The 25676-nt window shown below is 61.9% G+C and carries 22 protein-coding genes, 4 tRNA genes and 2 pseudogenes; 14 read left to right on the forward strand and 14 right to left on the reverse strand.

Annotated features, from left to right (window positions below; translation table 11 throughout):
* The first annotated feature begins 149 nt into the window (after positions 1 to 149).
* Complete coding sequence (gudD, locus tag MB84_RS14775; RefSeq protein ID WP_046292334.1) at positions 150 to 1478, forward strand: glucarate dehydratase; 1329 nt, start codon at positions 150 to 152, stop codon at positions 1476 to 1478.
* A gap of 289 nt (positions 1479 to 1767) precedes the next feature.
* On the opposite strand, the gene MB84_RS14780 is transcribed toward gudD, so the two are convergent.
* The 7 genes from MB84_RS14780 to MB84_RS14810 all read right to left on the reverse strand — a co-directional run bounded on the left by MB84_RS14780 (position 1768) and on the right by MB84_RS14810 (position 6945).
* Positions 1768 to 1844 (reverse strand) — tRNA-Asp (locus MB84_RS14780).
* Positions 1845 to 1943: 99 nt separating this feature from the next.
* Positions 1944 to 2020, reverse strand: a tRNA-Asp gene (locus tag MB84_RS14785).
* A gap of 98 nt (positions 2021 to 2118) precedes the next feature.
* Positions 2119 to 2194, reverse strand: a tRNA-Glu gene (locus MB84_RS14790).
* Between the two features lie 169 nt (positions 2195 to 2363).
* A tRNA-Ala gene (locus tag MB84_RS14795) sits at positions 2364 to 2439 on the reverse strand.
* 195 nt (positions 2440 to 2634) lie between these two features.
* Complete coding sequence (gene pnp, locus MB84_RS14800; RefSeq protein WP_046292335.1) at positions 2635 to 4791, reverse strand: polyribonucleotide nucleotidyltransferase; 2157 nt, start codon at positions 4789 to 4791, stop codon at positions 2635 to 2637.
* A gap of 323 nt (positions 4792 to 5114) precedes the next feature.
* A complete protein-coding gene (gene rpsO, locus MB84_RS14805) occupies positions 5115 to 5384 on the reverse strand; it encodes a 30S ribosomal protein S15 (protein WP_039397648.1) in 270 nt (89 codons plus the stop codon).
* Between the two features lie 286 nt (positions 5385 to 5670).
* Positions 5671 to 6945, reverse strand: coding sequence for a branched-chain amino acid ABC transporter substrate-binding protein (locus MB84_RS14810; RefSeq protein WP_046292336.1), 1275 nt, complete (start codon positions 6943 to 6945; stop codon positions 5671 to 5673).
* 150 nt (positions 6946 to 7095) lie between these two features.
* Here MB84_RS14810 and MB84_RS14815 point away from each other — a divergent pair, with 150 nt between their 5' ends.
* The gene (locus MB84_RS14815) at positions 7096 to 7644 is read left to right on the forward strand and encodes a hypothetical protein (protein ID WP_157122739.1); all 549 of its coding nucleotides are present in this window, start codon (positions 7096 to 7098) and stop codon (positions 7642 to 7644) included.
* Positions 7645 to 7659: 15 nt separating this feature from the next.
* Positions 7660 to 8193 (forward strand): annotated as a pseudogene (locus MB84_RS14820) (sigma-70 family RNA polymerase sigma factor); the annotation flags it as partial.
* Positions 8194 to 8561: 368 nt separating this feature from the next.
* Here the strand turns inward: MB84_RS14820 and MB84_RS14825 are convergent.
* From MB84_RS14825 to MB84_RS14855, 7 genes are all read right to left on the reverse strand, one after another.
* Positions 8562 to 10106 carry a 2-isopropylmalate synthase gene (locus MB84_RS14825; protein ID WP_046292338.1) on the reverse strand — a complete coding sequence of 515 codons (1545 nt, stop codon included), beginning with the start codon at positions 10104 to 10106 and terminating at the stop codon, positions 8562 to 8564.
* Positions 10107 to 10463: 357 nt separating this feature from the next.
* Positions 10464 to 10952, reverse strand: a complete 489-nt coding sequence (gene lysM / locus MB84_RS14830; RefSeq protein ID WP_046292339.1) for a peptidoglycan-binding protein LysM — start codon at positions 10950 to 10952, stop codon at positions 10464 to 10466.
* A gap of 194 nt (positions 10953 to 11146) precedes the next feature.
* On the reverse strand, positions 11147 to 12022 hold the full coding sequence (locus tag MB84_RS14835; RefSeq protein WP_046292340.1) for a CDP-alcohol phosphatidyltransferase family protein: 876 nt from the start codon (positions 12020 to 12022) through the stop codon (positions 11147 to 11149).
* A 221-nt stretch (positions 12023 to 12243) separates the two neighbouring features.
* Positions 12244 to 12879, reverse strand: coding sequence for a phosphatidylserine decarboxylase (locus MB84_RS14840; protein WP_039397633.1), 636 nt, complete (start codon positions 12877 to 12879; stop codon positions 12244 to 12246).
* A 209-nt stretch (positions 12880 to 13088) separates the two neighbouring features.
* Complete coding sequence (ilvC, locus tag MB84_RS14845; protein WP_039397631.1) at positions 13089 to 14105, reverse strand: ketol-acid reductoisomerase; 1017 nt, start codon at positions 14103 to 14105, stop codon at positions 13089 to 13091.
* A 77-nt stretch (positions 14106 to 14182) separates the two neighbouring features.
* Positions 14183 to 14674: an acetolactate synthase small subunit gene (gene ilvN, locus MB84_RS14850; RefSeq protein WP_039397629.1), complete on the reverse strand. Its 492-nt coding sequence runs from the start codon at positions 14672 to 14674 to the stop codon at positions 14183 to 14185.
* A 90-nt stretch (positions 14675 to 14764) separates the two neighbouring features.
* Positions 14765 to 16534 (reverse strand): acetolactate synthase 3 catalytic subunit, encoded by a 1770-nt coding sequence (locus tag MB84_RS14855; RefSeq protein ID WP_046292341.1) that lies wholly within the window; start codon positions 16532 to 16534, stop codon positions 14765 to 14767.
* 447 nt (positions 16535 to 16981) lie between these two features.
* On the opposite strand from MB84_RS14855, the gene MB84_RS14860 reads away from it, so the two are divergent.
* From MB84_RS14860 to MB84_RS14910, 11 genes and pseudogenes are all read left to right on the forward strand, one after another.
* Complete coding sequence (locus tag MB84_RS14860) at positions 16982 to 17554, forward strand: RNA polymerase sigma factor (RefSeq protein ID WP_046292342.1); 573 nt, start codon at positions 16982 to 16984, stop codon at positions 17552 to 17554.
* On the forward strand, positions 17551 to 17979 hold the full coding sequence (locus MB84_RS14865; protein WP_046292343.1) for a DUF3619 family protein: 429 nt from the start codon (positions 17551 to 17553) through the stop codon (positions 17977 to 17979). Before MB84_RS14860 ends, MB84_RS14865 begins: the two co-directional genes overlap by 4 nt.
* Positions 17980 to 18001: 22 nt before the next feature.
* Positions 18002 to 18853 (forward strand): DUF3106 domain-containing protein, encoded by an 852-nt coding sequence (locus tag MB84_RS14870; protein WP_046292344.1) that lies wholly within the window; start codon positions 18002 to 18004, stop codon positions 18851 to 18853.
* A 288-nt stretch (positions 18854 to 19141) separates the two neighbouring features.
* Complete coding sequence (locus MB84_RS14875; protein ID WP_046293835.1) at positions 19142 to 19666, forward strand: RDD family protein; 525 nt, start codon at positions 19142 to 19144, stop codon at positions 19664 to 19666.
* Positions 19667 to 19864: 198 nt separating this feature from the next.
* A complete protein-coding gene (locus MB84_RS14880) occupies positions 19865 to 20620 on the forward strand; it encodes an esterase/lipase family protein (protein WP_052653397.1) in 756 nt (251 codons plus the stop codon).
* A 192-nt stretch (positions 20621 to 20812) separates the two neighbouring features.
* Positions 20813 to 21745, forward strand: coding sequence for a UDP-2,3-diacylglucosamine diphosphatase (locus MB84_RS14885; RefSeq protein ID WP_425415914.1), 933 nt, complete (start codon positions 20813 to 20815; stop codon positions 21743 to 21745).
* Between the two features lie 128 nt (positions 21746 to 21873).
* Positions 21874 to 22908, forward strand: coding sequence for a glycosyltransferase family 4 protein (locus MB84_RS14890; RefSeq protein WP_046292346.1), 1035 nt, complete (start codon positions 21874 to 21876; stop codon positions 22906 to 22908).
* An 81-nt stretch (positions 22909 to 22989) separates the two neighbouring features.
* Positions 22990 to 23385 (forward strand): annotated as a pseudogene (locus MB84_RS14895) (diacylglycerol kinase); the annotation flags it as partial.
* 141 nt (positions 23386 to 23526) lie between these two features.
* Positions 23527 to 24195: a TetR/AcrR family transcriptional regulator gene (locus MB84_RS14900; protein ID WP_046292348.1), complete on the forward strand. Its 669-nt coding sequence runs from the start codon at positions 23527 to 23529 to the stop codon at positions 24193 to 24195.
* A gap of 3 nt (positions 24196 to 24198) precedes the next feature.
* On the forward strand, positions 24199 to 24795 hold the full coding sequence (locus MB84_RS14905) for an LOG family protein (protein ID WP_046292349.1): 597 nt from the start codon (positions 24199 to 24201) through the stop codon (positions 24793 to 24795).
* A 310-nt stretch (positions 24796 to 25105) separates the two neighbouring features.
* Positions 25106 to 25666: a DUF2062 domain-containing protein gene (locus MB84_RS14910; protein WP_169835013.1), complete on the forward strand. Its 561-nt coding sequence runs from the start codon at positions 25106 to 25108 to the stop codon at positions 25664 to 25666.
* The last annotated feature ends 10 nt before the right edge of the window (positions 25667 to 25676 follow it).

The raw sequence follows: 25676 nt of genomic DNA on the forward strand, positions 1-25676 counted from the left end.
TCGACCCGCAGCACATACAGTCAACATCTGGAGAAAACGGGTATACCCGCAAAGGCAATCCGAGCAACTTTCCATAGAATGTTGTCTGACGACATACAACAGAATGTCGCGCCCCTTCGTTCCCTTTGGACTGATCAACGTTCCCTGCCATGAGCCGAACCCCCATCGTCACCGAATTGCGCGTTGTTCCCGTCGCCGGCCGCGACAGCATGCTGCTGAATCTCAGCGGCGCACACGGGCCGTTCTTCACTCGCAACCTTGTCATCCTGACGGACAACGCCGGGCATACCGGCGTTGGCGAAGTGCCCGGCGGCGAGTCGATTCGCAAGACGCTGGAGGACGCACGCCCCTACGTCGTCGGACAGTCGGTCGCCAACGTCCAGGCGATTCTCGGCCAGACGCGTCGCGTCTTCGCCGACCGCGATGCGGGTGGACGCGGCTTGCAAACCTTCGATCTGCGCACGACGATCCACGCGGTGACCGCGCTCGAAGCCGCACTGCTCGACTTGCTCGGTCAACACCTGGAAGTCCCCGTTGCCGCCCTCCTGGGCGAGGGGCAACAGCGCAGCGAAGTCGCGATGCTCGGGTATCTGTTCTTCATTGGCGAGCGCAACGCCACCGATCTGCCCTATACCGACAATCGTGGCGCGCGCGACGACTGGGAGCGCGTGCGCACGGAAGTCGCGATGACACCCGATGCCGTCGTCAAACTGGCCGAAGCGGCACACGCGCGTTACGGCTTTCAGGACTTCAAGCTCAAAGGCGGTGTACTTGAGGGTGATGCGGAGATCGAAGCCGTCACCGCCCTTGCAAAACGCTTCCCGCAGGCACGCGTGACGCTCGATCCCAACGGCGCATGGTCGCTGGCCGAGGCCATCCGTCTGTGTCGCGATCAGCACGACGTGCTGGCGTACGCAGAAGATCCGTGCGGTGCGGAAAACGGCTATTCGGGTCGCGAAGTGATGGCGGAATTCCGACGCGCGACAGGGCTGCCGACAGCCACCAACATGATCGCGACGGATTGGCGTCAGATGGGCCACGCGATTCAGTTGCAGTCCGTGGACATTCCGCTCGCCGATCCGCATTTCTGGACGATGCAGGGCTCGGTGCGCGTCGCGCAGATGTGCCACGAGTGGGGACTGACGTGGGGCTCGCACTCGAACAATCATTTCGATGTGTCGCTTGCGATGTTTACCCACGTGGCGGCCGCCGCGCCCGGCAAGATCACCGCCATCGATACGCACTGGATCTGGCAGGACGGTCAATACCTGACGCGCAACCCGCTGCAAATTGTCGGTGGCAACGTGCAGGTGCCGACCGCTCCCGGGCTCGGGGTGACGCTGGACATGGACGCCGTCGAGGCAGCCCACGCGCTGTACCTCGAACACGGTCTCGGCGCGCGCGACGACAGCGTTGCCATGCAATATCTGGTGCCGGACTGGAAATTCGATCCGAAACGCCCTTGCCTGATGCGCTGATTCATCGGCATCTCTTGCTTCGGTCGGTGCATCGTTCGGAGCGTCGGAGGATCAAAATACCGACGCTCTGTCACCGCTCGATCGCAATGCGCACGAATTGCAGAATTTCAAAAAACGACGCGAAAATTCCGCAAGGCCATTGAAGGGGAAACGAATAGAGGAAAAATCGCTATCGAAACCTTCGAAAGACCTCATTGCGAGACCTTGCGATACCTTTTACGACGCTCGGTAGCCAAGCGATTTCGGACATAAAAAAAGCCCAGGCGGTTAAGCCTGGGCTTTCTTCGTTTGGCGGAGCGGACGGGGCTCGAACCCGCGACCCCCGGCGTGACAGGCCGGTATTCTAACCAACTGAACTACCGCTCCAAACTTGCTGCAGCATCGTGATGTCACTCACTTTGCTTTCCTGCTAGTTGCCCGGCATTGCTGCGTTTTCACGCGCATATCACCGAACTTCGTAGGTTTTGGCGGAGCGGACGGGGCTCGAACCCGCGACCCCCGGCGTGACAGGCCGGTATTCTAACCAACTGAACTACCGCTCCAAAACCGACAAAAAAACCCGCCTGACTTTCAGCGGGCTTTACGCCACAAACTGCCTGGCATTTTCAAACTGATACCGACTCGCTACCGGCACCAATTCTGGCGTCCCCTAGGGGATTCGAACCCCTGTACTCACCGTGAAAGGGTGATGTCCTAGGCCTCTAGACGAAGGGGACAAAATCGTCAAAACTTTGTCTGTTTCGCTACTACTTACTGCATTTAGCGAAGAACGCCATTCTAAACAACATTTCTTCGCTTGTGAAGCTTTATTTTCAAGTTTTTTGCATCGTTTTCGCAAGAATCTTGCTCTTTCGACGCAGCCTGAAAACCAAGCTTCTGAATCCGTGGTGGAGGTAAGCGGGATCGAACCGCTGACCTCTTGCATGCCATGCAAGCGCTCTCCCAGCTGAGCTATACCCCCGAACAGAGAAATGAGATTCTAATGACAAACCCATTTCCTGTAAATACCCTCCTCGCATTTTTTCCGCATTATTTTGCGAATTCGTGCGAAGATAAAAAAACGGCGACTCGCAAGAGTCGCCGTCTTCCTTATCGCGGTCACGGCATGGCGTCACGGCACGCAAGCGCGCCGCCCTGCTTTATGCCGAGGCCCGATTTACTGGGCGTCGCCTTCGCGCTTGACCAGCAATGCACCGCCTTGCTTCTCTTCCTCGGTCAGTGCCTTGTGCGACAGACGCAGACGACCCTTGTCGTCTTGCTGGATCACCTTCACGCGCACGGCCTGACCTTCCTTGACGTACTCGTTGATGTCCTTGATACGCTCGTTGGCAATTTCCGAGATGTGCAGCAGACCGTCCTTACCCGGCAACACCGAGACGATAGCGCCGAACTCGAGCAGCTTGAGCACGGTGCCGTCATAGACCTGGCCGACCTCGACTTCCACCGTGATCAGTTCGATACGACGCTTCGCTTCGGCAATGCCTTCGGCGCTCGGGCTGGCGATGGTCACCACGCCGTCGTCCGAAATGTCGATGCTCGTGCCGGTCTCTTCCGTCAGCGCGCGGATCACCGAACCACCCTTACCGATCACGTCACGGATCTTTTCCGGATTGATCTTGATCGTGACCATGCGCGGTGCGAATTCCGACAGCTCCGTGCGCACGCCCGACTGGGCTTCCGACATCTTGCCGAGGATATGCAGACGGCCTTCCTTGGCTTGCGCCAGCGCGACCTGCATGATTTCCTTCGTAATGCCCTGGATCTTGATGTCCATCTGCAGTGCGGTCACGCCATTCGACGTACCGGCTACCTTGAAGTCCATATCGCCCAGGTGATCTTCGTCGCCGAGAATATCGGTCAGCACGGCAAACTTGTTGCCTTCGAGGATCAGGCCCATGGCGATACCGGCGACCGGCGAGGTCAGCGGCACACCGGCGTCCATCATGGCGAGGCTACCGCCGCAGACCGACGCCATCGACGACGAACCGTTCGACTCGGTGATTTCCGACACGACACGCACGGTGTAACCGAAATCGTCGGCACCCGGCAGGCATGCGACCAGCGCGCGCTTAGCCAGACGGCCGTGACCGATTTCGCGACGCTTGGGCGAACCCACGCGACCCGTTTCGCCCGTCGAGAACGGCGGGAAGTTGTAGTGCAGCATGAAGCGATCGCGGTACTCGCCTTGCAGCGCGTCGATGATCTGCTCATCGCTCTTGGTGCCCAGCGTGGCCACCACGAGTGCCTGCGTTTCGCCACGCGTGAACAGTGCCGAACCGTGGGCACGCGGCAGCACGCCGGTGCGGATCGAGATCGGACGCACGGTGCGCGTGTCGCGACCGTCGATACGCGGCTCGCCAGCCAGGATCTGGCTACGGACGATCTTGGCTTCCAGATCGAACAGGATGTTGCCGACTTCGATGTCGTCCGGCGCAGCTTCGCCCTTGGCAGCCGCAGCTTCGCCCAGCTTGGCGATCACGTCGGCGCTCACAGCACGCAGTTGTTGCGTGCGCGCTTGCTTTTCACGCGTCTGGTAAGCCGCGCGCAGTTGGCCTTCGGCCAGTTCGCTGACTTGCGAGATCAGCGCGTCGTTCTTGGCAGCCGGGGCCCATTCCCACTCGGCCTTGCCACCGTCGCGCACGAGTTCGTGAATCGCGTTGATGGCCGTTTGCATTTGCTCGTGACCGAACACGACTGCGCCCAGCATCACGTCTTCCGGCAGCTCCTGCGCTTCCGACTCCACCATCAGCACCGCTTGTTCCGTACCGGCGACGACCAGGTCGAGCTTCGACTTGGCGATCTGCTCACGCGACGGGTTGAGCACGTACTGGCTGTCGACGTAAGCCACGCGGGCGGCGCCGACCGGGCCATTGAACGGCAGACCCGAGATGGCCAGCGCGGCCGAAGCACCGATCAGGGCCGGGATATCGGCCGGGACTTCCGGGTTCAGCGAGACGACCTGCACCACGACCTGGACTTCGTTGTAGAAGCCTTCCGGGAACAGCGGGCGGATCGGACGGTCAATCAGGCGCGACGTCAGCGTTTCGTTTTCCGACGGACGGCCTTCACGCTTGAAGAAGCCACCCGGGATCTTGCCGGCGGCGTAAGTCTTTTCAAGGTAGTCGACCGTCAGCGGGAAGAAATCCTGGCCAGCCTTGGCCTTCTTCGCACCCACGACCGTAGCGAGCACGACGGTATCGTCCATGTCGACGAGCACAGCGCCGGATGCCTGGCGAGCGATCTCACCGGTTTCCATGCGAACCGTGTTTTGTCCCCATTGGAAAGACTTGACGACTTTATTGAACATTTGCACTCCTATATCGAATCGCGCGAATGCAGCAGCGGCGCGATATCGCTGCCGGGGTGATCCCGACGCCTTACAGGGGGGAGTGTTATGCCATTCCAGCGTAGCCCGCTGCGAAAATCCGCCGGCGCGCTTCTGAGACGACCCTGGAATGACACAAGCCCTGCTTGCCGACGAGGCCCCGTAAATCGGTAACGGAGACCGGAAACCCGGCGCAACCGCCGGGTTAATCGTCCCGAAAGAGGCTCTGAGAGCATCGATCGGCTACCGCCCAAAAACAAAATGCCTGCATCAGCACGCTGATACAGGCATCTCGTCGTAATCGTAATCGCTTACTTACGCAGGCCCAGCTTCTCGATCAGGGCGCGGTAGCGGTCTGCATCCTTGCCCTTGAGGTAGTCGAGCAGCTTACGACGACGGCTCACCATGCGCAGCAGACCGCGGCGGCTGTGGTGATCCTTCATGTGCGCCTTGAAGTGCGGGGTCAGTTCGTTGATGCGCGTGGTCAGCAGCGCAACCTGAACTTCGGGGGAGCCAGTGTCATTGGCGGCGCGGGCGAATTGCGCCACGACGTCCGACTTCTTGATATCTGCGTTCGACATTTTCTTTCCTTTGAATATACACGCGGTCACGGAAGAATGGCCGTGCCGTGAACTTACAAAAACATGTACGTTGCCGTACATAAACAAAACTGCAAGTGCGCGATTATACGGGAACCGGCATCACGACGCCACTTTTTTCCGCGCTTTGCCGCAGCAGGCGGGCTTGCAGGCCCCTTCGAACCGCCCAAAACGCCAATTTCGGACGAATAATCCGGAGAAATTCGTCAAATTGTCCGAAAAATCACGACCAATCGACTTCCCGGTCGCCCTCAGGGCCGGCCGTCGGTCAGCGCTGACGCGCCATCCGGCACGTGCTCGGCAGCGCCACCTTGTTCATCGGCAACTCCATCACGGTCCGGAATCCGTAGCCCGAGCCCTCGTTATCGAACTTCACGCCCGGCTCGCCTGCGCGACGCATCACGGAGACGTACAGCGGTTCGATCATCTGATGGTCGTTCGCCCGCATCCATGCATCGGCCGGCGCCTCCCGCACGCGACGGTTCTCCAGCGCGCGCGCAACGGTCGTCACGTCCGTGGTGCCCGCTTGTTCGAGCGCTGCGGCAATCATGTCGACCATCACGCTCATGCGCAGCAACGGATAGTCGTCGCGCGCGTCCGGATAGCGCGCGCGGAACGCCTTGTAGTACGCATCCGACGCTTCGCCCCCGACATTGGGATGCCACTCGGCCACCGCGTACACGCGTCCGACACCGGCATCGCCCAGTGCCGCCGGAGCACCGAGCGCGTTGCCGTAGAACGTGTAGAACTTGAGCTCCATGCCCTGCTCTCGCGCAGCCTTGACGAGCAGTGTCAGGTCGTTACCCCAGCTGCCCGTGACCACGGTATCGGCCCCGGCCGCGCGGATACGCGCCAGATACGGCGTGAAGTCCTTCACACGGCCCACCGGGCTGAACTGTTCACCCACGATCTGTACGTCGGGACGCCTGGCGCCGATCATCTGGCGAGCCAGCGTGGCGACCTGGCGTCCGAAGCTGTAGTCCTGATTGAGCAGATAGACCTTCTGAATGCTGTCGTCTTGCCTGATGGCTTCGGTCAGCGCCTGCATGCGCATCGCGGCATTGGCGTCAAACGCGAAATGCCAGAAGCTGCACTGTTCGTTGGTGAGTGCCGTATCGACAGCGGAGTAGTTGAAGAACAGCATGCGCTGCCCCGGCTCACGCGCATTGCGCTTGTTGATGGCATCGATCAGTGCCGACGCCACCGCAGAACTGTTGCCTTGCAGAACGAACGGGATACCGAGATCCCCTGCCGCCTTGAGCTGCACGAGACTGTCTTCGACCGCGCCCTTGCTGTCGAACACGGTCAACTCGAGCGGATGTGGGCCATCGCGCAACTTCACACCCCCCCGCGCGTTCACGCGATCGATCGCGAAACGCAGATTCCGCTCGACCATTGCCCCCGCATTGCCGAAAGGCCCGCTCATCCCCTCGATGAGGGCAAGCCGAATCGGCGGCGCAGCATCGGCCACACCGGTGGCGGCCAGCAGGCCCAAAGTCCACAGCACCGCGCAAACACGCGCCAGCAATACATGAGATTTCATCGAGGCCTCTAGAACTGTCCCGGCGCGAATCATAACTGCCACCACTCGCCCGGGCAAGCCAAGGCACCCCACGATGGGGAACGGTGGCGGTATGCTATCAGCAAGCCACCATCGCCCATATTTTGGGCACCCCCCCCCATGAGGCCAACCATGACGTATCGTTTCCCCTTGTTTATCGACACCGTTACTGCGTCGACTCGAGTTATCCGCTGGGCCGCTGCGGGTGTGCTCGCGCTGTCGTTGACGGCCTGCATCACGCCGCCGTGGCAACAATTGCCCGCATCGGCGTCGCAGGCGGAAGTCCAAGCCCAATTGGGCAAGCCCAAAGAGGTCTATCCGCTCGCGCCCGGCGTCACACGCTGGCTCTATCCGACGAAGCCGTTCGGCGAGGAAACGATTGCCGCCGACTTCGATGCTCAGGGTCGGTTGCTGCACGTCACGCAGGTGCTATCGACGCAGGAGTTCAACAAGGTCGAGGTCGACAAATGGACCAAGACGGATGTACTGCATCACTTTGGCGAGCCCGTCGAGACCTCGGCTTTCCCGCTGGTGAAGCGCGAAGTCTGGACATACCGCTTCAAGCAGGACGACGTGTGGTTCTCGATGATGAACTTCTATTTCGATGCCGAGGGCATCGTCAAGACCACCCAAATCAGCCCGGATCCGCTGCACGAGAAACGGGACAACAATCTGTTCTAAGTCAGGCGGGCGCCTATTCCTGCGAATTCATATCTGGACCACGCGTATCTCGCAGAACTGCGTCGCGACCTGCTGCGCTTTGCCAGATTGCAATTGCGCGACGAACATCCGGCAGAAGACGCCGTTCAGGAAGCACTGACGGCGGCGTGCTCGCCATCGAGCGAATTCTCCGGGCGCTCCCGACGCAAGACTTGGGTCTTCGCGATTCTGCGCAACAAGCTGATCGATACCATGCGAGCGCGACGCCGCACGATCAACGCCTCGTCTCTCGAGGGCGACGCCGATGAGAACTCCGTGTTCGATCGCGAGCTTTTCGACGAGCGTGGTCATTGGAACGATCACGCGCGCCCGCGCCCCTGGCCTCGCCCCGAGACACTCGTCGCCCGTCAACAGTTCTGGGCATTGTTCGACGGGTGCCTGAACGCCCTGCCCGAACCCACCGTTCGCGTGTTTTCCATGCGCGAATTGCTCGACATGGACATCGCCGAAATTTGCCGGGAACTTGACCTCGACGCGAATCATTGCAGTGTATTGCTGTACCGCGCGCGCAAAACGCGAACAAACGCACGAGGTCGCACGTGAGGCATCGAGTTCGGCAATGGCACACCCGCAAGCCGCCACTGGCGACGCCATGCCGGCACCGGCCTCGGGCATGAAGCGTGCAGCTTACGGCGGGGCATCGCTGCACGAGCGCACCTACCGCGGTCAGTGAGCCCTCGATCGGCGGCCACTCGCCAGCAAGCCAGCGGCGAGCGGAAGATAATCGCGCGACCGACATCGTCGGTTCGCGAGGACCTTGTGGCCTGGCGTTGCCAGGCGCTCGGCCTCTTCTCTTCTCGCCGCCGAACGCACCCGAACGAAGTCGGCTACAGACCGCCTCCCAAGCGATCTGCCGTGTCGAACGGCGATTATGGCAATTACGGCGTGAGCTGCGGGTTCAGCTTCTCAGCCTTCGAGTACAACTTGTTGAGCGCCGACAGATAGGCCTTGGCCGACGCCGCAACGATGTCCGGGTCCGTGCCGACCCCGTTCACGATACGGCCCGCCTTTGACAGACGCACCGTCACTTCTCCTTGCGACTGCGTGCCAGTCGTGATTGCGTTGACCGAGTAAAGCAGTTGCTCCGCACCGCTCTTCACCTGCGATTCGATGGCGTTGAGCACGGCGTCGACCGGCCCGTTGCCGTCGGACTCGCCCACGAGTTCCTTGCCTTGCGCGGTAAACACCACGCGCGCGCTCGGGCGCTCACCGGTCTCGGAGTGCTGCGCCATCGACACGAGGTAGAAGTGCTCGTTGCCTTCGGCCTGCGCTTCGTTCGAGACGATCGCGAGAATGTCCTCGTCGAAGATTTCCGACTTCTGGTCGGCGAGTTCCTTGAAGCGGGCGAACGCGGCATTCACGTCCTGCTCCGACTCCATCTCGATGCCCAGTTCTTGCAAACGCTGCTTGAACGCATTACGGCCCGAGAGCTTACCGAGCACGATCTTGTTCGCCGTCCAGCCCACGTCTTCCGCACGCATGATTTCGTACGTATCGCGCGCCTTGAGCACGCCATCCTGGTGGATGCCCGACGCGTGCGCGAACGCATTGGCGCCCACGACGGCCTTGTTCGGCTGCACATTGAAGCCGGTGATCTGCGAGACGAGCTTCGAGGCCGGCACAATCTGCGTCGTATCGATGCCCAGTTCCAGACCGAAATAATCCTTGCGGGTCTTGAGCGCCATCACGACTTCTTCGAGCGACGTATTGCCTGCCCGCTCGCCCAGGCCGTTGATCGTGCACTCGATCTGACGCGCGCCGCCCAGTTGCACGCCAGCCAGCGAGTTCGCCACGGCCATGCCCAGGTCGTTGTGGCAGTGCACCGACCAGACCGCCTTGTCCGAATTCGGCACGCGCTCACGCAACGTGCGCACGAGCTGGCCGTAGAGCTCCGGCACGCCGTAGCCGACCGTGTCCGCCACGTTGATGGTCGTTGCACCTTCGTTGATCACGGCTTCGAGCACTCGGCACAGGAAGTCCAGATCCGAACGGCTGCCGTCTTCCGGCGAGAACTCGATGTTGTCGGTGAACTGACGCGCGTAACGCACGGCAAGCTTCGCCTGCTCGAACACCTGGTCCGGGCTCATGCGCAGCTTCTTCTCCATGTGCAGCGGCGACGTGGCGATGAACGTGTGAATTCGCGACGAATTCGCCCCCTTGAGCGCTTCGGCGGCCCGCGCGATATCGCGGTCGTTAGCGCGTGCGAGCGAGCACACCGTGCTGTCCTTCACGATGCCGGCGATCGCCTGAATCGCCTCGAAATCGCCGTTCGAGCTGGCCGCGAAACCGGCTTCGATGACATCCACGCGAAGTCGCTCCAGTTGACGGGCGATGCGGATCTTCTCGTCGCGGGTCATCGACGCGCCCGGCGACTGCTCACCGTCGCGCAAGGTCGTATCGAAAATGATCAGCTTGTCGGCCATGATTTGCTCCTGAGGGGATTTCGTAGGGTTCGGTATTTTTTTGATATCAGCGCGCGGCGCGCGCCGGCATGGCCGGCCCGAGGGCGGAGAAACGGATGGCATCAGTGGCACCGCAAGAGACGCCGGATGCGACGCAAAAAACCACGCCAAGCGGTGCGTAAGGAAGGCCCGGAGCCGGTCAGGCGCCTGAAATCATGAGCGCCAATATAGTCGCAATCGGGTGATTCCGCAACGCGAGCGGCAGACGTCAAGCCCCATGCACAGGGGCATTCGCGGCCATCGGCCGAACCGCTTACCGGCCCTAAAACGAAACAGCCCGGCACAAGGCCGGGCTGGCATTCACGGGAGAAATTCCGATCAGAGTGGCGGAATCCGGAGCACCTGCCCCGGATAAATCTTGTCCGGGCTGGAGAGCATCGGTTTGTTCGCTTCGAAGATGCCGTTGTACTTGTTGGCGTCGCCATAGACAGACTTGGAAATGGCCGATAACGTGTCGCCCGACTTCACCGTGTAGTACTTGGCTTCGGCCGACGCCGTCGAGACCGACATCTGATCATCCACCGCAGCCACCCCCCTCACGTTGCCGCAGCACAGGAGGATCTTCTCCTTCGTCGCCTGATCGGCCGCGACGCCATAGACCTTGACGGTACGGGTTGCGCCGTCGAACTCTACGTCGAGGCCGGTCGCGTCCAACCCTTGCGACTTGATGTAGTTTTCGATGGCTTCACCGGCGGTGCGGTTGGCCGCATCGACATCGGGCCCCGGGGCGGGCGGCGGGGTGTCTGCCGCGTGTGCCTTACCGAGAAGCGCCTCACCGGCTTCTTTCACGAAAGCGAGTATGCCCATGATTTCTCCTTCGTCACGTCTAACTATGGAAAACAGCGTCGGGCCCTGCCAGATCGGCGGAAAACGACCCGCGCCACAAGGGTACTTCTCCTGCCAACGTCAAGATTAGCGCATCCCAACGATGTCATACCTGAGAACTCTGACAGGCAGATATGACAAGGGGCGCACCGAGACGCTCCTTGTTTCCCACTCTGTTATTCGTCGACTTCGCCGAAAATCCGCTGACGGCGGCCTTTGACGAAACGGAACGCCCACAGCACGTAGCCCGACACGCTGTACACACAGAACATGCCGAACAGCGCGAGCGGCGGGTCGGACGACACCAGAATGAAGCCCACCATGAACAGCAGCACCACGCCGAACGAGACGCGCTGGCGCACATCGAGCGCCTTGCCGCTGTAGAACGGCGCGTTCGACACCATCGACATCCCCGCGTAGATCGTGAGGAAGAATGCGACCCACGGCATCCAGAACACGTTCACCGGCAACTTGTTGTCGATCGTAATCCAGACGAACCCGGCGATCAGCGCCGCCGCCGCCGGACTCGCGAGCCCCTGGAAGAAGCGCTTGTCGACCACCCCGATGTTGGCGTTAAAGCGCGCCAGACGCAACGCCGCCCCCGCCACGTAGACGAATGCCGCCAGCCAGCCCCACTTGCCGATCTCGTGCAGGATCCACTCGTACATCACCAACGCCGGCGCGACGCCGAACGAGGTCATATCGGAGAGCGAATCGTACTGCTCACCGAAGGCGCTCTGGGTATTGGTCATGCGGGCTACGCGCCCGTCCATGCCGTCGAGCACCATCGCGAAAAAGATGGCAATGGCCGCTTGCTCGAAGCGGTCGTTCATCGCCTGCACAATGGCGAAGAAACCGCAGAAGAGCGCAGCGGTCGTGAAAGCGTTCGGCAGCAGATAGATGCCGCGATTGCGCGGACGCACGGGCACATCGTCCTCCACACTCTGATCGTGGTCTTCGTTCATCGATGGCTCTGATGGATTCTTGTGACGGCCGAACGGCGAGAGATGCCTGACATTGTTGCGCAAGCGGCCGCGATGGTTTTCCGGCATCTATAACTCCTTTTCGATGCTAGGGTCGATGGACAGCCCCCAAAACTGCGGGCGAACCCGCGACGGATCACCGCTATTGGAACGTGAAACGCGAAAGCAGTTGCAGACCGCATCGCCAAACCCCGGCACCCCGTGGCCGAGCTTGACGACGCGGCGGCCACGGCGGCGTGCGGCCCGGAGGTCGCCCCACCACCGATGGCGCCGATGCAGTGACGCGTGACTTACAGCTCGGCGAGAATCGTCGAGGTGGCAGACACCTTGTCGCCGATCGCCACGCGCGGGCGCGAACCCAACGGCAGATAGACGTCGACACGCGAACCGAAGCGAATGAAGCCGTAACGCTGACCACGCGTGAGACGGTCGCCCGCCTTCACGTAGCACAGGATACGGCGCGCGATCAGACCGGCGACCTGCACGCTCGTCACGATCTGGCCGCCCACGTCGATCACCAGCGCATTGCGCTCATTCTCAAGCGACGCCTTGTCGAGATCGGCGTTGAAAAAACGTCCCGGGAAATATTCCACCTTGGTCACCGTGCCGTCAACCGGGGCACGATTCGAGTGAACATTGAAGACGTTCATGAAGACGCTGATTTTCAGCGCTTCACGGCCTGCGTACGGGTCCTGCGTGGTTTCGATGGCCACGATGCGCCCGTCTGCCGGGGAAAGCACGGCATTGGCCTGCTGCGGCACTTCACGCGGCGGGTCGCGGAAGAACTGCAGAACGAACAGGGCGATCACCCAGAACGGCGCGGCCCAAAACACGCCAGCCATAAAATGCACGACGAGCGCGACGGCGACGGCGATGCCCAGGAAGGGCCAGCCCTCGCGGGCGATGATCGGGTGAGGATAATTCATGCGATTGAACTCGCGTCCTTGGTAAAACGGTTGAGTGAGCGGGTCGGCCTGCTTTGGACCAAACCGTGGCGTGGCGGCATTGTAGCAATGCGCGCGGCGCGGCGACACTTTTTCCCCAACCGACACGCGGATGTCATAAAAAAACCGCCTGTTTTACCGCAGCGACAGCTACGGCAAAACAGGCGGTCAGCGACGTCAGTTCAGAGAACTTAGTTCTTCGACTGGTCGACCAGCTTGTTCTTGGCGATCCACGGCATCATTGCGCGCAGCTTGCCACCCACTTGCTCGATCTGGTGCTCGGCCGTAATACGGCGACGCGAGATCAGGGTCGGAGCGCCCGCCTTGTTTTCCAGGATGAACGACTTGGCGTACTCGCCGGTCTGGATGTCGGTCAGGCATTGCTTCATGGCCTTCTTCGTCTCTTCCGTCACGACACGCGGGCCGGTGACGTACTCGCCGTATTCGGCGTTGTTCGAGATCGAGTAGTTCATGTTGGCGATACCGCCTTCATAGATCAGGTCGACGATCAGCTTCAGTTCGTGCAGGCACTCGAAGTAGGCCATTTCCGGCGCGTAACCGGCTTCGACCAGCGTTTCGAAACCGGCCTTGATCAGCTCGACGGTACCGCCGCACAGCACGGCTTGTTCGCCGAACAAGTCGGTTTCCGTTTCTTCGCGGAAGTTCGTTTCGATGATGCCGGCACGGCCACCGCCGTTAGCGGCAGCGTACGACAGCGCGATGTCGCGAGCGGCGCCCGACTTGTCTTGTGCCACGGCGATCAGGTGCGGCACGCCGCCACCTTGCGAGTACGTCGAGCGCACCGTGTGGCCCGGGGCCTTCGGGGCGATCATGATGACGTCGAGGTCGGCGCGCGGGATCACGCAGCCGTAATGCACGTTGAAGCCGTGCGCGAAAGCCAGCGCAGCGCCTTCCTTGATGTTGGCGTGCACTTCGTTCTTGTACACGTCGGCGATTTGCTCATCCGGCAGCAGCATCATGACGATGTCGGCCGACTTCACAGCTTCCGCCACTTCCTTGGTGTTCAGGCCAGCGTTGACTGCCTTGTTCCACGAAGCGCCGTCTTTGCGCAGACCGACCGTCACGTTCACGCCGCTGTCCTTCAGGTTCTGTGCGTGGGCATGGCCTTGCGAGCCGTAACCGATGATCGTGACTTGCTTGCCCTTGATGAGGGAGAGGTCGGCGTCTTTGTCGTAGAAAACTTTCATTTGGAGTGTCCCGTATTACCAAAAATAAACTGAAATCAGAATGGATCGAAATCCGCTTACCGCGTTGCCGTTGCCGGTCAGACCTTCAGAATGCGCTCACCGCGCCCGATGCCCGAGCCACCGGTACGAACCGTCTCGAGAATCGCCGTCTGGTCGAGCCCTTCGATAAATGCGTCAAGCTTCGACGAATTTCCGGTGAGCTCAATCGTATAGGTCTTTTCCGTAACGTCAATGATGCGGCCGCGGAAAATATCCGACATCCGCTTCATCTCTTCCCGCTCTTTGCCTACCGCGCGAACCTTGATCAGCATGAGTTCGCGCTCGATATGCGCGCCCTCGGTCAGATCGACCACCTTCACCACTTCGATGAGCCGGTTCAGGTGCTTCGTGATCTGCTCGATGACGTCATCGGAGCCGGTCGTGACCACCGTCATGCGTGAGAGCGACCGATCTTCGGTCGGTGCAACGGTGAGGGTCTCGATATTGTAGCCACGCGCCGAAAACAGCCCGACCACGCGCGACAGCGCGCCCGGCTCGTTTTCGAGCAAAACAGAAATAATGTGCCTCATGGTGTATCCCGGATTGTCCTTGTTGGGGACGTCGCGCCCGCGCTCCGGCAATGCCGGCAGCGACTGGCAGCGCGCACGCGCCGCTTCGTCTTACAGATCTTCCGAACCGAGCAGCATCTCGCTGATGCCCTTGCCCGCCTGAACCATCGGCCAGACGTTTTCGGTGGGATCCGTTTGGAAATCCATGAATACCGTGCGGTCCTTCAGGGCCAGTGCCTCGCGCAGTGCCGGCTCGACGTCCGACGACTTCTCGATGCGCATCCCCACATGACCGTACGCCTCGGCGAGCTTCACGAAGTCCGGCAGCGCGTCCATGTACGAACTGGAGTAACGCTTGCTGTACTCGATCTGCTGCCACTGACGAACCATGCCCAGATAGCGGTTATTGAGCGACAGGATCTTGACCGGCGTGCGGTATTGCAGGCACGTCGAGAGTTCCTGAATGCACATCTGGATCGAGCCTTCGCCGGTGATACAGGCGACTTCTGCGTCCGGATGCGCCATCTTCACGCCCATCGCCGCCGGCAGGCCGAAGCCCATCGTCCCCAGACCGCCCGAGTTGATCCAGCGGCGCGGCTTGTTGAAACGATAGTACTGAGCGGCCCACATCTGATGCTGACCGACGTCCGAGCACACGAAGGCTTCGCCGTCCGTGAGCTTCCAGTAGGTCTCGACCACGTGTTGCGGCTTGATGATCTCGCTCTTGCGATCGAAGGCGAGGCAATCGCGCGAACGCCATTCCTCGATCTGCTTCCACCAGTCCGCAAGCGCCCCGGTATCCGGGCCGTGCTCGGCGGTTTGCAGATTCTCGATCATCTCGCGCAGCACTTCCTTCACGTCGCCGACGATCGGAATGTCGACCTTCACACGCTTGGAAATCGACGACGGGTCGATATCGATGTGAATGATCTTGCGGGCGGTCGACGAGAAGTGTTCCGGGTTGCCGATCACGCGGTCGTCGAAGCGCGCGCCGATGGCGATGAGCACGTCGCAGTGCTGCATGGCCATGTTGGCTTCGTACGTGCCGTGCATGCCCAGCATGCCGAGGAACTTGGGATCGCTCGCGCGATACCCGCCCAGGCCCATGAGCGTGTTGGTCACCGGATAGCCGAGCAGGTCGCAGAACTGGTTCAGTTCCTTCGACGCGTCGGCCAGAATGATGCCGCCGCCGGTGTAAATGTACGGACGCTTGGCCGAGAGCAGCAGGCTCATGGCCTTGCGGATCTGGCCCGAATGGCCCTTCGTCACCGGATTGTACGAACGCAGCGACACCGCCTTCGGATATTCGAAGCGGCAGCGCGCCTTGGAAACGTCCTTCGGAATGTCGACCAGCACCGGACCCGGACGGCCCGTCTTGGCGATATAGAAGGCTTTCTTGATGGTGGCGGCGAGGTCGCGCACATCCTTCACGAGGAAGTTGTGCTTGACGCAAGGACGGGTGATACCGACCGTGTCGCACTCCTGGAAGGCGTCCTGACCGATAGCGGCCGTCGGCACCTGCCCGGTGATGATGACGAGCGGGATCGAATCCATGTACGCCGTGGCAATCCCGGTGACCGCATTGGTCACACCCGGGCCAGACGTCACGAGACACACGCCGACTTTGTCGGTGGAACGCGAATAAGCGTCGGCCGCGTGTACGGCTGCCTGCTCATGGCGCACCAGAATGTGCTGGATCTTGTCCTGCTTGTAGAGTTCGTCGTAGATGTAGAGAACCGAACCGCCGGGATAACCCCACAGATGTTCGACTCCCTCTTCTTGAAGCGAGCGCACGAGGATCTCGGCGCCAATCATGTCTTCAGAAGTATTTTGGTGGCGTGTAGCTTCCGCCTCGGAGAATTCCGCGCTTGGCATGTTCATCGTCGACCTTTCAAAGTTTCGGCAAAAATTTTGATTGGGTGCTCTCCCCGCGAACTTGTGGTCCGGGCTCAAGCTGCGCGTCTGAATGATGGACCCACCTGATGGGTGTGCCGATATTGAGACAATCACAGATATTGCGAACTGGCAACATTACTGGTTCGCAGCAAAATGGTCAAGCATGTTCATGCATTTGCAGCATGATCGCGAAGTGCGCTTCGCAAAATTCCCACACCGTACAGCGCGCGTCCCCACGCTGGTGCACAATCTTCAGATGATAGGAAGGCAGCACCGTCCCAATCGATCTGACTCAACACAACGCGACACAACCGGAAGCAAAAGCGGTTACAGGCAGGCGCGTTTTTGGTAGCATCCGCACCGACTACGCGATCTTTACGCTTACACGGCATTTCACAGGCGCGGCGGCCGACGCTGCGTGCACCCCACCGGATGGCATCTGACAAGGAACTGGCGGATTTTCTCGCGGGCATCGAACGGCGCGCTTTCAAGCAGGCCGTCTATGCCGTACGCGACGACGAGGCCGCCCTCGATATCGTTCAGGATGCGATGATCCGTTTGGCCGAGAAGTACGGCGACAAGCCGCCGTCCGACCTGCCGCTGCTATTCACGCGCATCCTCCAGAACACCATTCACGACTATTTCCGCCGCCAGAAGGTGCGCAACACGTGGGTCACGCTGTTCTCCAACCTCGCCGGCCCCGGCGACGACGAACGCGACGACTTCGACCCGCTGGAAACCTTACTGGGCGAGGATGGGTCTGTGCAAACCGAGAGCAGCGAAGACTCGGTTTCGCGTGCCGAAATCCTCACGCTCATCGAAGCGGAAATACAGAAACTACCGACACGTCAACGAGAAGCCTTCCTCATGCGTTACTGGGAAGACATGGACGTTGCCGAGACCGCCGCCACGATGGGGTGCTCGGAAGGCAGCGTCAAGACGCACTGCTCGCGTGCCACTCACGCGTTGGCCCAGGCGTTGAAGGCAAAAGGGATCAGGTTATGAGTCACGATCTGGAAACGAGGGAAATTCGCTTCGCACATCGCGTGCGGCTGGCATTGGACGAAGCGTCCGAGGCCCCGTCGCCGAACATCGCGGCCCGGCTGGCCGCCGCGCGCCAGGAGGCGCTCGCCCGCAAGAAGCCCGAACCGGTGGCCGTCGTGCAACCGGCGCTGGTACTCGCGGGTGTGGGCGCCATGCAATCGCCGGAGATCGGCGGGCCGCGTCGCGCGTTCGACAAACTGGGCCGTCTGGGTCTGCTCTGGCCGCTCGCCGCACTGGTGATCGGTCTGGCAGGCATTGCGTACTGGGAACATCAGCAGCATATTCAGGATCTGGCGGATATCGACGCTGCCGTATTGAGCGACGAACTGCCGCTGTCGGCCTACGCCGATCACGGTTTCAACGCCTACGTAAAGCGTGCCCAGTAGTCCCCCCATCCAAGACCAGCCAGTGACGCGACGCAACGTACTTTTTCTGGTCGCCGCGCTAGTCGTCGCCGCTCTTGCCGGCACGGCAGCGCTGCGCCGCTCGCAAGCCCCCGAACCGGTGTCCGACGTGCCGCCGGTGATCGACGGCACCACCGCATCCGGCAACGGCGCGGCGACGGTCTACGGGCCCGTCGGTACGCTCACGGCCAGCCAGCCTGCCGCCGCCAGCGCACCGCTGGCCGCCCTGCCCTCGCCGGGCGGCGCGTGGGCGAAGCTCAATGCCGCACAGCAGGAAGCGCTCGCCCCGCTCGCCCAGGACTGGAATCGGATGAGCGAGCGTCAGCGCGAAAAGTGGGTCGAGATCGCCAAGCGTTTCCAGACGTTGTCGCCTGAAGGTCGCAAGCGTCTGCACGACCGTATGGCCGACTGGGTACGCCTGACGCCCGAGCAGCGCCAACTGGCCCGCGAAAGCTATCAGAACGCCAAGACCCTGCCGCCGGAGCGTAAGGCGCAGGTCTGGCAGCAGTACCAGCAGCTCTCGGAAGAACAGAAAAAGCGTCTGGCCGCAGACGACAAGAAGCAAGCCAGCCGTCCCAATGTGGTCAGCGCACCGCCCACGGGCCGTTCCGGCGTGAAGAATCCGTACGCTGCGGTGCATCGCAAGGATGCCGCTGCCGCCTCGCGAAACGGTGCACTGCCCCTTGCCCCCGTCGCGTCGAGCCCGGCGGCCACCGTTCCGGCACCGGCATCCGGCGCGTCGGCACCGGCCGCGTCCAATCCGTCAGCCGCCAGCAACGGCGCAGCGAGCGCCGCCCCGGCCAACAGCGACAAAAACGCGGATACCTTTAATTCGGATCTGTATCACCACAACTGACGCCAGACGTCAGCCGGCATGACAATCGACGGCCGCCTTCGGGCGGCCGTTTGCATCTGGCGAGCGCGTAAGACCACCCGGCTGGCTGGCCCATCGGCCCAATCTTCCGCATAATGGGCGACGCCTTCTCGGCGAACGCATGCTGCCGGATGCAAACCGGCCCGACCCGCCTTCGACAACAAGACCTCAGACCACGCCGCGATGACCGAATCCGCTACGACTCAGCCTGCCAAGCCGCCTCGTTCGTCTCATGCGTCCCATGCTGCCCGCACGCACCACATGCACCACATGCACGACACGCACGACACGCCCACCACCGCCGGGCCGCAAAGCTATGCCGTGCCGACGCTGCGCCGCCGTTTGCTCTCGATGGTCTATGAGTCGCTGCTGCTCTTCGGCGTGCTCTTCCTTGCGGGCTACCTCTTCAGCGCCCTGACGCAACAACGCAGCGGCCTGATGTACCGTCACGCCATGCAAACCTGGCTGTTCCTCGTGCTCGGCGCGTACTTCGTCTGGTTCTGGACGCATGGCGGTCAGACGCTCGCCATGAAGACCTGGAAGATCCGCCTGGTCGACGCGCACGGTTTGCCCGTGCGCCCGGGCCGCGCTGTCCTGCGCTATGCCCTCGCGTGGCTCTGGGTGCTGCCCGCCATGGCGCTCGACTGGGCGCTGGGGCTGACCGGCTGGAACAGCGTGGCGCTGCTGGCCGGATGGCTTGTCGTCTGGGCCCTCGCGATGCGCGTGATGCCCGATCATCAGTTCGTTCACGACCGGCTCGCCGGCACGCGGCTCGTCAGCGTTCTGGGCAAATGAGGGGACGATGAGCACGCCGCCGCCCCGCTGCTGCGGCCCTCCCGTCCACATCTGGTTTACGGCGCGATAGAAATCGCCCTGTCGATCGTCGTCGCCATCGCGACGTGGTCGGCATGGCACAGCCCGTGGACGACCGTACTCTGGACACTCCTGTGGCTGCCCGTTTCCCACGCGCTGGGCCTTGCCGCTGGCTTCGTCATGGCGGCGAACGGCGACCCGAGCGCCGAGCGTCGCACCACCGCAGGCACGAACATCGCTGTCTGGGCTTACGAGTGCGCAGCCTCGATCCTCCTGCTCGATCTGTACCAACCGTGGCGCAGCGCCGCCCCACTGCCCGCACCCAGCGGACCGGCGCGCCCCGTGGCGGTCCTCCTGCTGCATGGTTACGGCTGCAATCGCGCCTTCTGGCTGCGCTTCTCCCGTCATCTGGCGGACGCCGGCTATCACTGCGACGCCATCAATCTCGCCCCGATCTTCGGCGACATCGACGACTACGCCGAGACCATCGCCAACGCTGCGCAGCGCCTTGCAGAGCGCACGCGGTTGCCCGTGGTCATCATCGGTCACAGCATGGGGGGGATCGCCGCACGCGCCTGCCTGCGCCGCTTTCCCACGCTACCTGTCGCGCATACCATCACACTAGGTTCGCCGCACTTCGGCACGCTGCATGCGCGACACGGCATCGGCCATAACGTGCGTCAGATGAGCATCGGCAGCGAGTGGCTGGTAGCGCTGGCAAACAGCGAAAAGGATGCCGAACGCGCACGGATCACGTCGATTTACACGGCGCACGACAACGTCGTGTATCCGGTGCGCACGTCGGTGCTGCCCGGCGCGCACAACATTGCGCTGGACGGTCTGGGGCACGTCTCCCTGGGCACGCATCCGCGCTCGCGGGCGCTGGTGCTCGAGACCCTTGAGCGCGTGGCGCAAGGTCTGCGTCACGGTAACTGACGTGGGCACGGCGATGGCGCCCGGCATCTCGCGATGCAGGCATGCGCCGCAAGCCGTCGCATCGGCACGACGCTAAAAGACACTTTCGCGACACGCGCATGACTGTCATCGTGCGTTCACGAAGGCATGGCGGAATGCTCGCATGTTCAACGCGACGTGCGAGCCGCTATGACGACGACACCCACTTTCGATCTGCCGATCCCAACGCCTTCGGCTCGCGCAGGTCACTTCGCAGATACCCCGCCGGGTCGCCCCGCCTCCCCGCCCGCCAGCCCTCCCGCCGCACCGCGCTCCCTCATCGACCTGCCGCCGGACACCCCCGATCCGCTCGACCCACCGCCCGAAGGCATCACGCGCTATCGCACCATCTGGCTTTCGGACATCCACCTCGGCACGCAAGGCTGCCAGGCGGAGTATCTGCTCGACTTCCTGCGGCATCACGAGTCGGATTACCTGTATCTCGTGGGCGACATCATCGACGGCTGGCATTTGCGCAAGGGCTGGCATTGGCCTCAGGCGCACAACGACGTCGTGCAGAAAATGCTGCGGCGCGCGCGCAAGGGCACGCAAGTCATCTACGTGCCGGGCAATCACGACGAAGCGGCACGTCAGTTCTGCGGGCTGGCGTTCGGCGACATCGCGGTGCGCGACGAAGCGTTTCACACCACGCTCTCGGGCAAGCGTCTGTGGATCACCCACGGCGATCTGTTCGACGGCGTGATTCAGCACGCCAAGTGGCTCGCTTATCTGGGCGACTCGCTTTACACGCTTACGCTGCTGCTCAACCGCTGGTTCAACCGCGTGCGCACGCGCTTCGGCTTCCCGTACTGGTCGCTCTCGCAGTACCTGAAGCACCAAGTGAAGAACGCCGTGAATTTCATTTCCGCGTTCGAGAACGTGATGGCCGACGAAGCGCGCCGCCGTGGTTGCGACGGCGTGGTGTGCGGGCACATCCACAAGCCGGAAATCCGCGAGATCGACGGGCTGCTGTACTGCAACGACGGCGACTGGGTCGAAAGCCTGTCGGCGCTCGTCGAGACCACCGAAGGCGAACTGAAGATCATCTACTGGACGCAGAAGCGCAATACGCGCGAGCGCGTCGGCGCTACGCCGGTCAGCGCCTGAGACAACGGCCCGCAACACCCCGAACTCAACCTGCGCACGGACGGCCGAACACCGCCCTATGTGCGCTTCACTTCACACGCGATTGCGCGTGCCATTCCACCCGCGCCACGTGCGCGAAGGAGCGCCCGATGAAAATCATGATCGTCACCGACGCCTGGGATCCGCAGATCAACGGCGTGGTCCGCACGTTGAAGAACACGCGCGCTCAGCTCGAAGCGGCCGGCCATCGTGTCGAGCTGCTCACGCCGCAGGAATTCCGCACGATCCCGTGCCCGACCTATCCGGAAATCCGTCTCGCCTTCTTCGCGGGCGGACGCGTCGGACGCCGCATCGAAGACTTCGCGCCGGACGCTCTGCACCTCGCCACCGAGGGCCCGCTCGGCATGGCCGCACGCAAATGGGCCGTGCGTAACGGCTTTCCGTTCACCACCGCCTATCACACGCGTTTCCCGGAATACGTGCAGGCGCGCTTTGGCTTCCCGCTCTCCGCCACCTACCGCTTCCTGCGTTGGTTCCATAAGCCGTCGCGTGCGGTCATGGCCCCCACGCCGGTCGTCAAACGCGATCTCGAAGCGAACGGCTTCGGCAACGTGGTGTTGTGGACGCGTGGCGTCGATCTCGACATCTTCCGTGTGCAGGAAGCACATGTGCTAAATTCGGCACATCCGATTTTCCTCTACGTAGGGCGCGTTGCCGTGGAGAAGAACATCGAAGCCTTCCTGAAGCTGGATTTGCCTGGCTCGAAATGGGTCGCGGGCGAAGGGCCGCAACTGGCCGAACTCCGCTCGCGCTACCCCGACGTGAACTATCTCGGCATGCTCTCGCAGCCTGAACTGGCAAAGGTCTATGCTTCGGCCGACGTCTTCGTCTTCCCGAGCCGCACCGACACCTTCGGTCTGGTGCTGCTCGAAGCGATGGCGTGCGGGCTGCCGGTGGCGGCCTACCCGGTGACCGGACCCGTCGACGTGTTCGCCGGTTGCCCTGAGGGCGACGGCGGCGCACTGCGTGAGGATTTGCGCGAGGCGTGTCTGGACGCCCTCAAGGTCTCGCGAGCCAGCGCGCGTGCCTGGGCCGAGCGCTTCTCGTGGCAGGCGGCCTCCGAAGAATTCGCCTCGCATCTGCATCCGCGCAAGCCCGAGCCGTCGCTCGCGCCCGCGGTCTGATCCACCCACCTCCAGAGCCCGTTGCGGCGAGGAACCTGACGCTTGTTCATCGATCACCCGCCGCCACGCGACAAACAACCGAATCCGTATAAGGGCAACCGGGGCGTCATGCGCGCGTGGCGCGCCCTGAAGTACTCGTTGTCCGGATTCAAGTTTGCCGTGTTCGAGGAGAGCGCCTTCCGTCAGGAACTCGCGCTCGCCGCCATTCTCCTGCCCGCCGCAATTTTCCTGCCGGTCACGGCCGTCGAGCGCGTACTGCTCATCGGCTCGATCCTGCTCGTGCTCATCATCGAGCTGGTCAATTCGAGCATCGAAGCCGCCATCGACCGTATCTCACTCGAACGGCACGAACTGTCGAAGCGTGCGAAGGATTTCGGCAGTGCTGCCGTGCTGGTCGCGCTCGGCCTGTGCCTTCTCACCTGGGTCTCGCTCGCAGGCCCGGTCATTGTGGCGCTCGTACGTACGGCATTTTTCTGATATCACTCGTCGCCCCGGGTGGCAGGCTTGGCAGCGTCTGGCTGCCGGGTATAATCGGTCGCCGTATACCCAATACTCAATTCATAAACGCAAGCGGAGAACCTCCTTCGCCGAGCTTGCCGCTAACCGGGGCCGACAGACATGGAAGCAAAGCCGCCACGCCGAACCCGCGAACGAATTCTCGAAGTGTCCCTGCGACTCTTCAATGAAATCGGCGAACCGAACGTCACCACCACCACGATTGCCGAGGAGATGAAGATCAGCCCGGGCAATCTGTACTATCACTTCCGCAACAAAGACGACATCATCAACAGCATCTTTGCGCAGTTCGAGCAGGAAATCGAACGTCGCCTGCGGCTGCCCGATGATCACAAACCCACGCTCGACGAAGTCTGGACGTATCTGCAATACATGTCCGAGTTTCTGTGGCGTTTCCGTTTCCTCTATCGCGATCTCAACGATCTGCTCGCGCGAAACCGCACATTGGAGACGCACTTCAAGCAGATCATCGGCCACAAGAAGCGTTTCGCGCGCGAGATGTGCGACCTGCTCGTGGCCGACGGCGAAATGGAAATCACGCCGGAGCAGATCGAGATCGTGACCACCAACATGGTGGTGTTGTCCACGTACTGGTTGTCCTATCAATTCGTGATGAACCCGCGCAAGTACAACGATCCCGAAGAAATCGGCGCAGGGCTGCATCAATCGAGCTATCACATCCTTTCGCAGATGGCGCCCTACCTCAAGGGCAAGTCGCGCGAGCTGTATGACAAGATGGCCCGGGAATCATCGTCCAAGGGAGTTCAGTAAGGCATGTCGTCGGAAGTCGAATCCATTTGCATCTACTGCGGGGCCGCGACCGGCGCTCGCCCCGAGTACGCAGACGCGGCCCGTGATCTGGGTCGTCGCATGGCACAAGCGGGCATCCGCCTCGTGTACGGCGGTGGCAAGGTCGGTCTGATGGGCATCATTGCCGACGCTGTGCTCGGGCATGGCGGCGAGGCCATCGGCATCATTCCGAAGGCATTGATGGAAAAGGAAGTCGGCCATACCGGGCTGACGGAATTGCATGTCGTCGAGAACATGCACCAGCGCAAGCAGATGATGGCCGACCTCTCGGACGCCTTCATCGCCATGCCCGGCGGTATCGGTACGTGCGAAGAGCTGTTCGAAGTTTTCACGTGGCTGCAAATCGGCTACCACGCGAAACCGATCGGCTTGCTCAATGTCGAGAACTACTACGATCCGCTGCTGGTGTTTCTCAAGTCGATGGTGACGGAGCAGTTCCTCAAGGCGCCGCAACTCGATCAGTTGCAGATCGCCGCATCGCCGGAATCGTTGCTGGAGACGATGCGTCACTTCAAGCCGTCGCAGGTCGATCGCTGGGCGCATCAACGCACGCAGATCTAAGCCGTCGCGTCACTGTCTTTCGCTACATCGCTGCGCGGCATGGCCGTCGCGCAGCACACCGTCTCCCCGTCCCCCCATCTCCCCCCCCCGCTCCTAACCCAGCCTAGCGCCCCAAGCAGAGATCGGCCGCGCCTACGACGCTGTGCTTTTGGCTGTCAGGCGATCTCGTCCCCCGACAGACGGCGTGATTGAACTCTCGACGTCTGCGACACTCAGACATCCGTTGAATGCGGACCTTTGCTTGCACACCCGCCCTTCTGCCCGCCTGGGTCAACACCATCCGACGAGCAACCTACCCATGATGTTAAAGATGCTCCGCCCGATGCGGCTGCTGCGATCCCGTTGGCTGCGTCCGCATGCGGGCCTGCTGTTGCGCCGCAGCCTATGGCAAGCCACGCCGCGTGGCGTGGCCATCGGACTGGCGTGCGGTGTCTTTTTCGGGTTTCTGATTCCGGTGGCGCAAATGCCGGTGGCGATTCTCGTTGCAGCCCTGCTGCGCGGGAATCTGTTTCTGGCGACGATGGGCACGCTGATTACCAACCCGCTCACGGTGCCGTTCGTCTACTTCGGGGCGCATCATGTCGGCCGCTGGATGCTCGACTGGTCCCCCAAGGCAGAGATCGAAGCGGGCGTCGCGGCAGCAACGCAGGCCGGTGAGAGCTTCTGGACGCAATTATTGAATTTCGACTTCGGCACCGCGACGTTGCATCTCGGTACCGGTCTGGCTGCTTTTGCCGTCGCGGGCGCTGCGCTGGCGTATGTCATCGGCTTCCTCTCGATCCGGTGGTACCAGCAACGTCAACCGGCAACACCGGTGGCTTCGCCCGCCTCGGCAGCCGCAGCAGCGGTGAGAAACCCGCCGCGCGGCTGACTGCACGTCC

The sequence above is a fragment of the Pandoraea oxalativorans genome (assembly GCF_000972785.3).
GTDB lineage: Bacteria > Pseudomonadota > Gammaproteobacteria > Burkholderiales > Burkholderiaceae > Pandoraea > Pandoraea oxalativorans.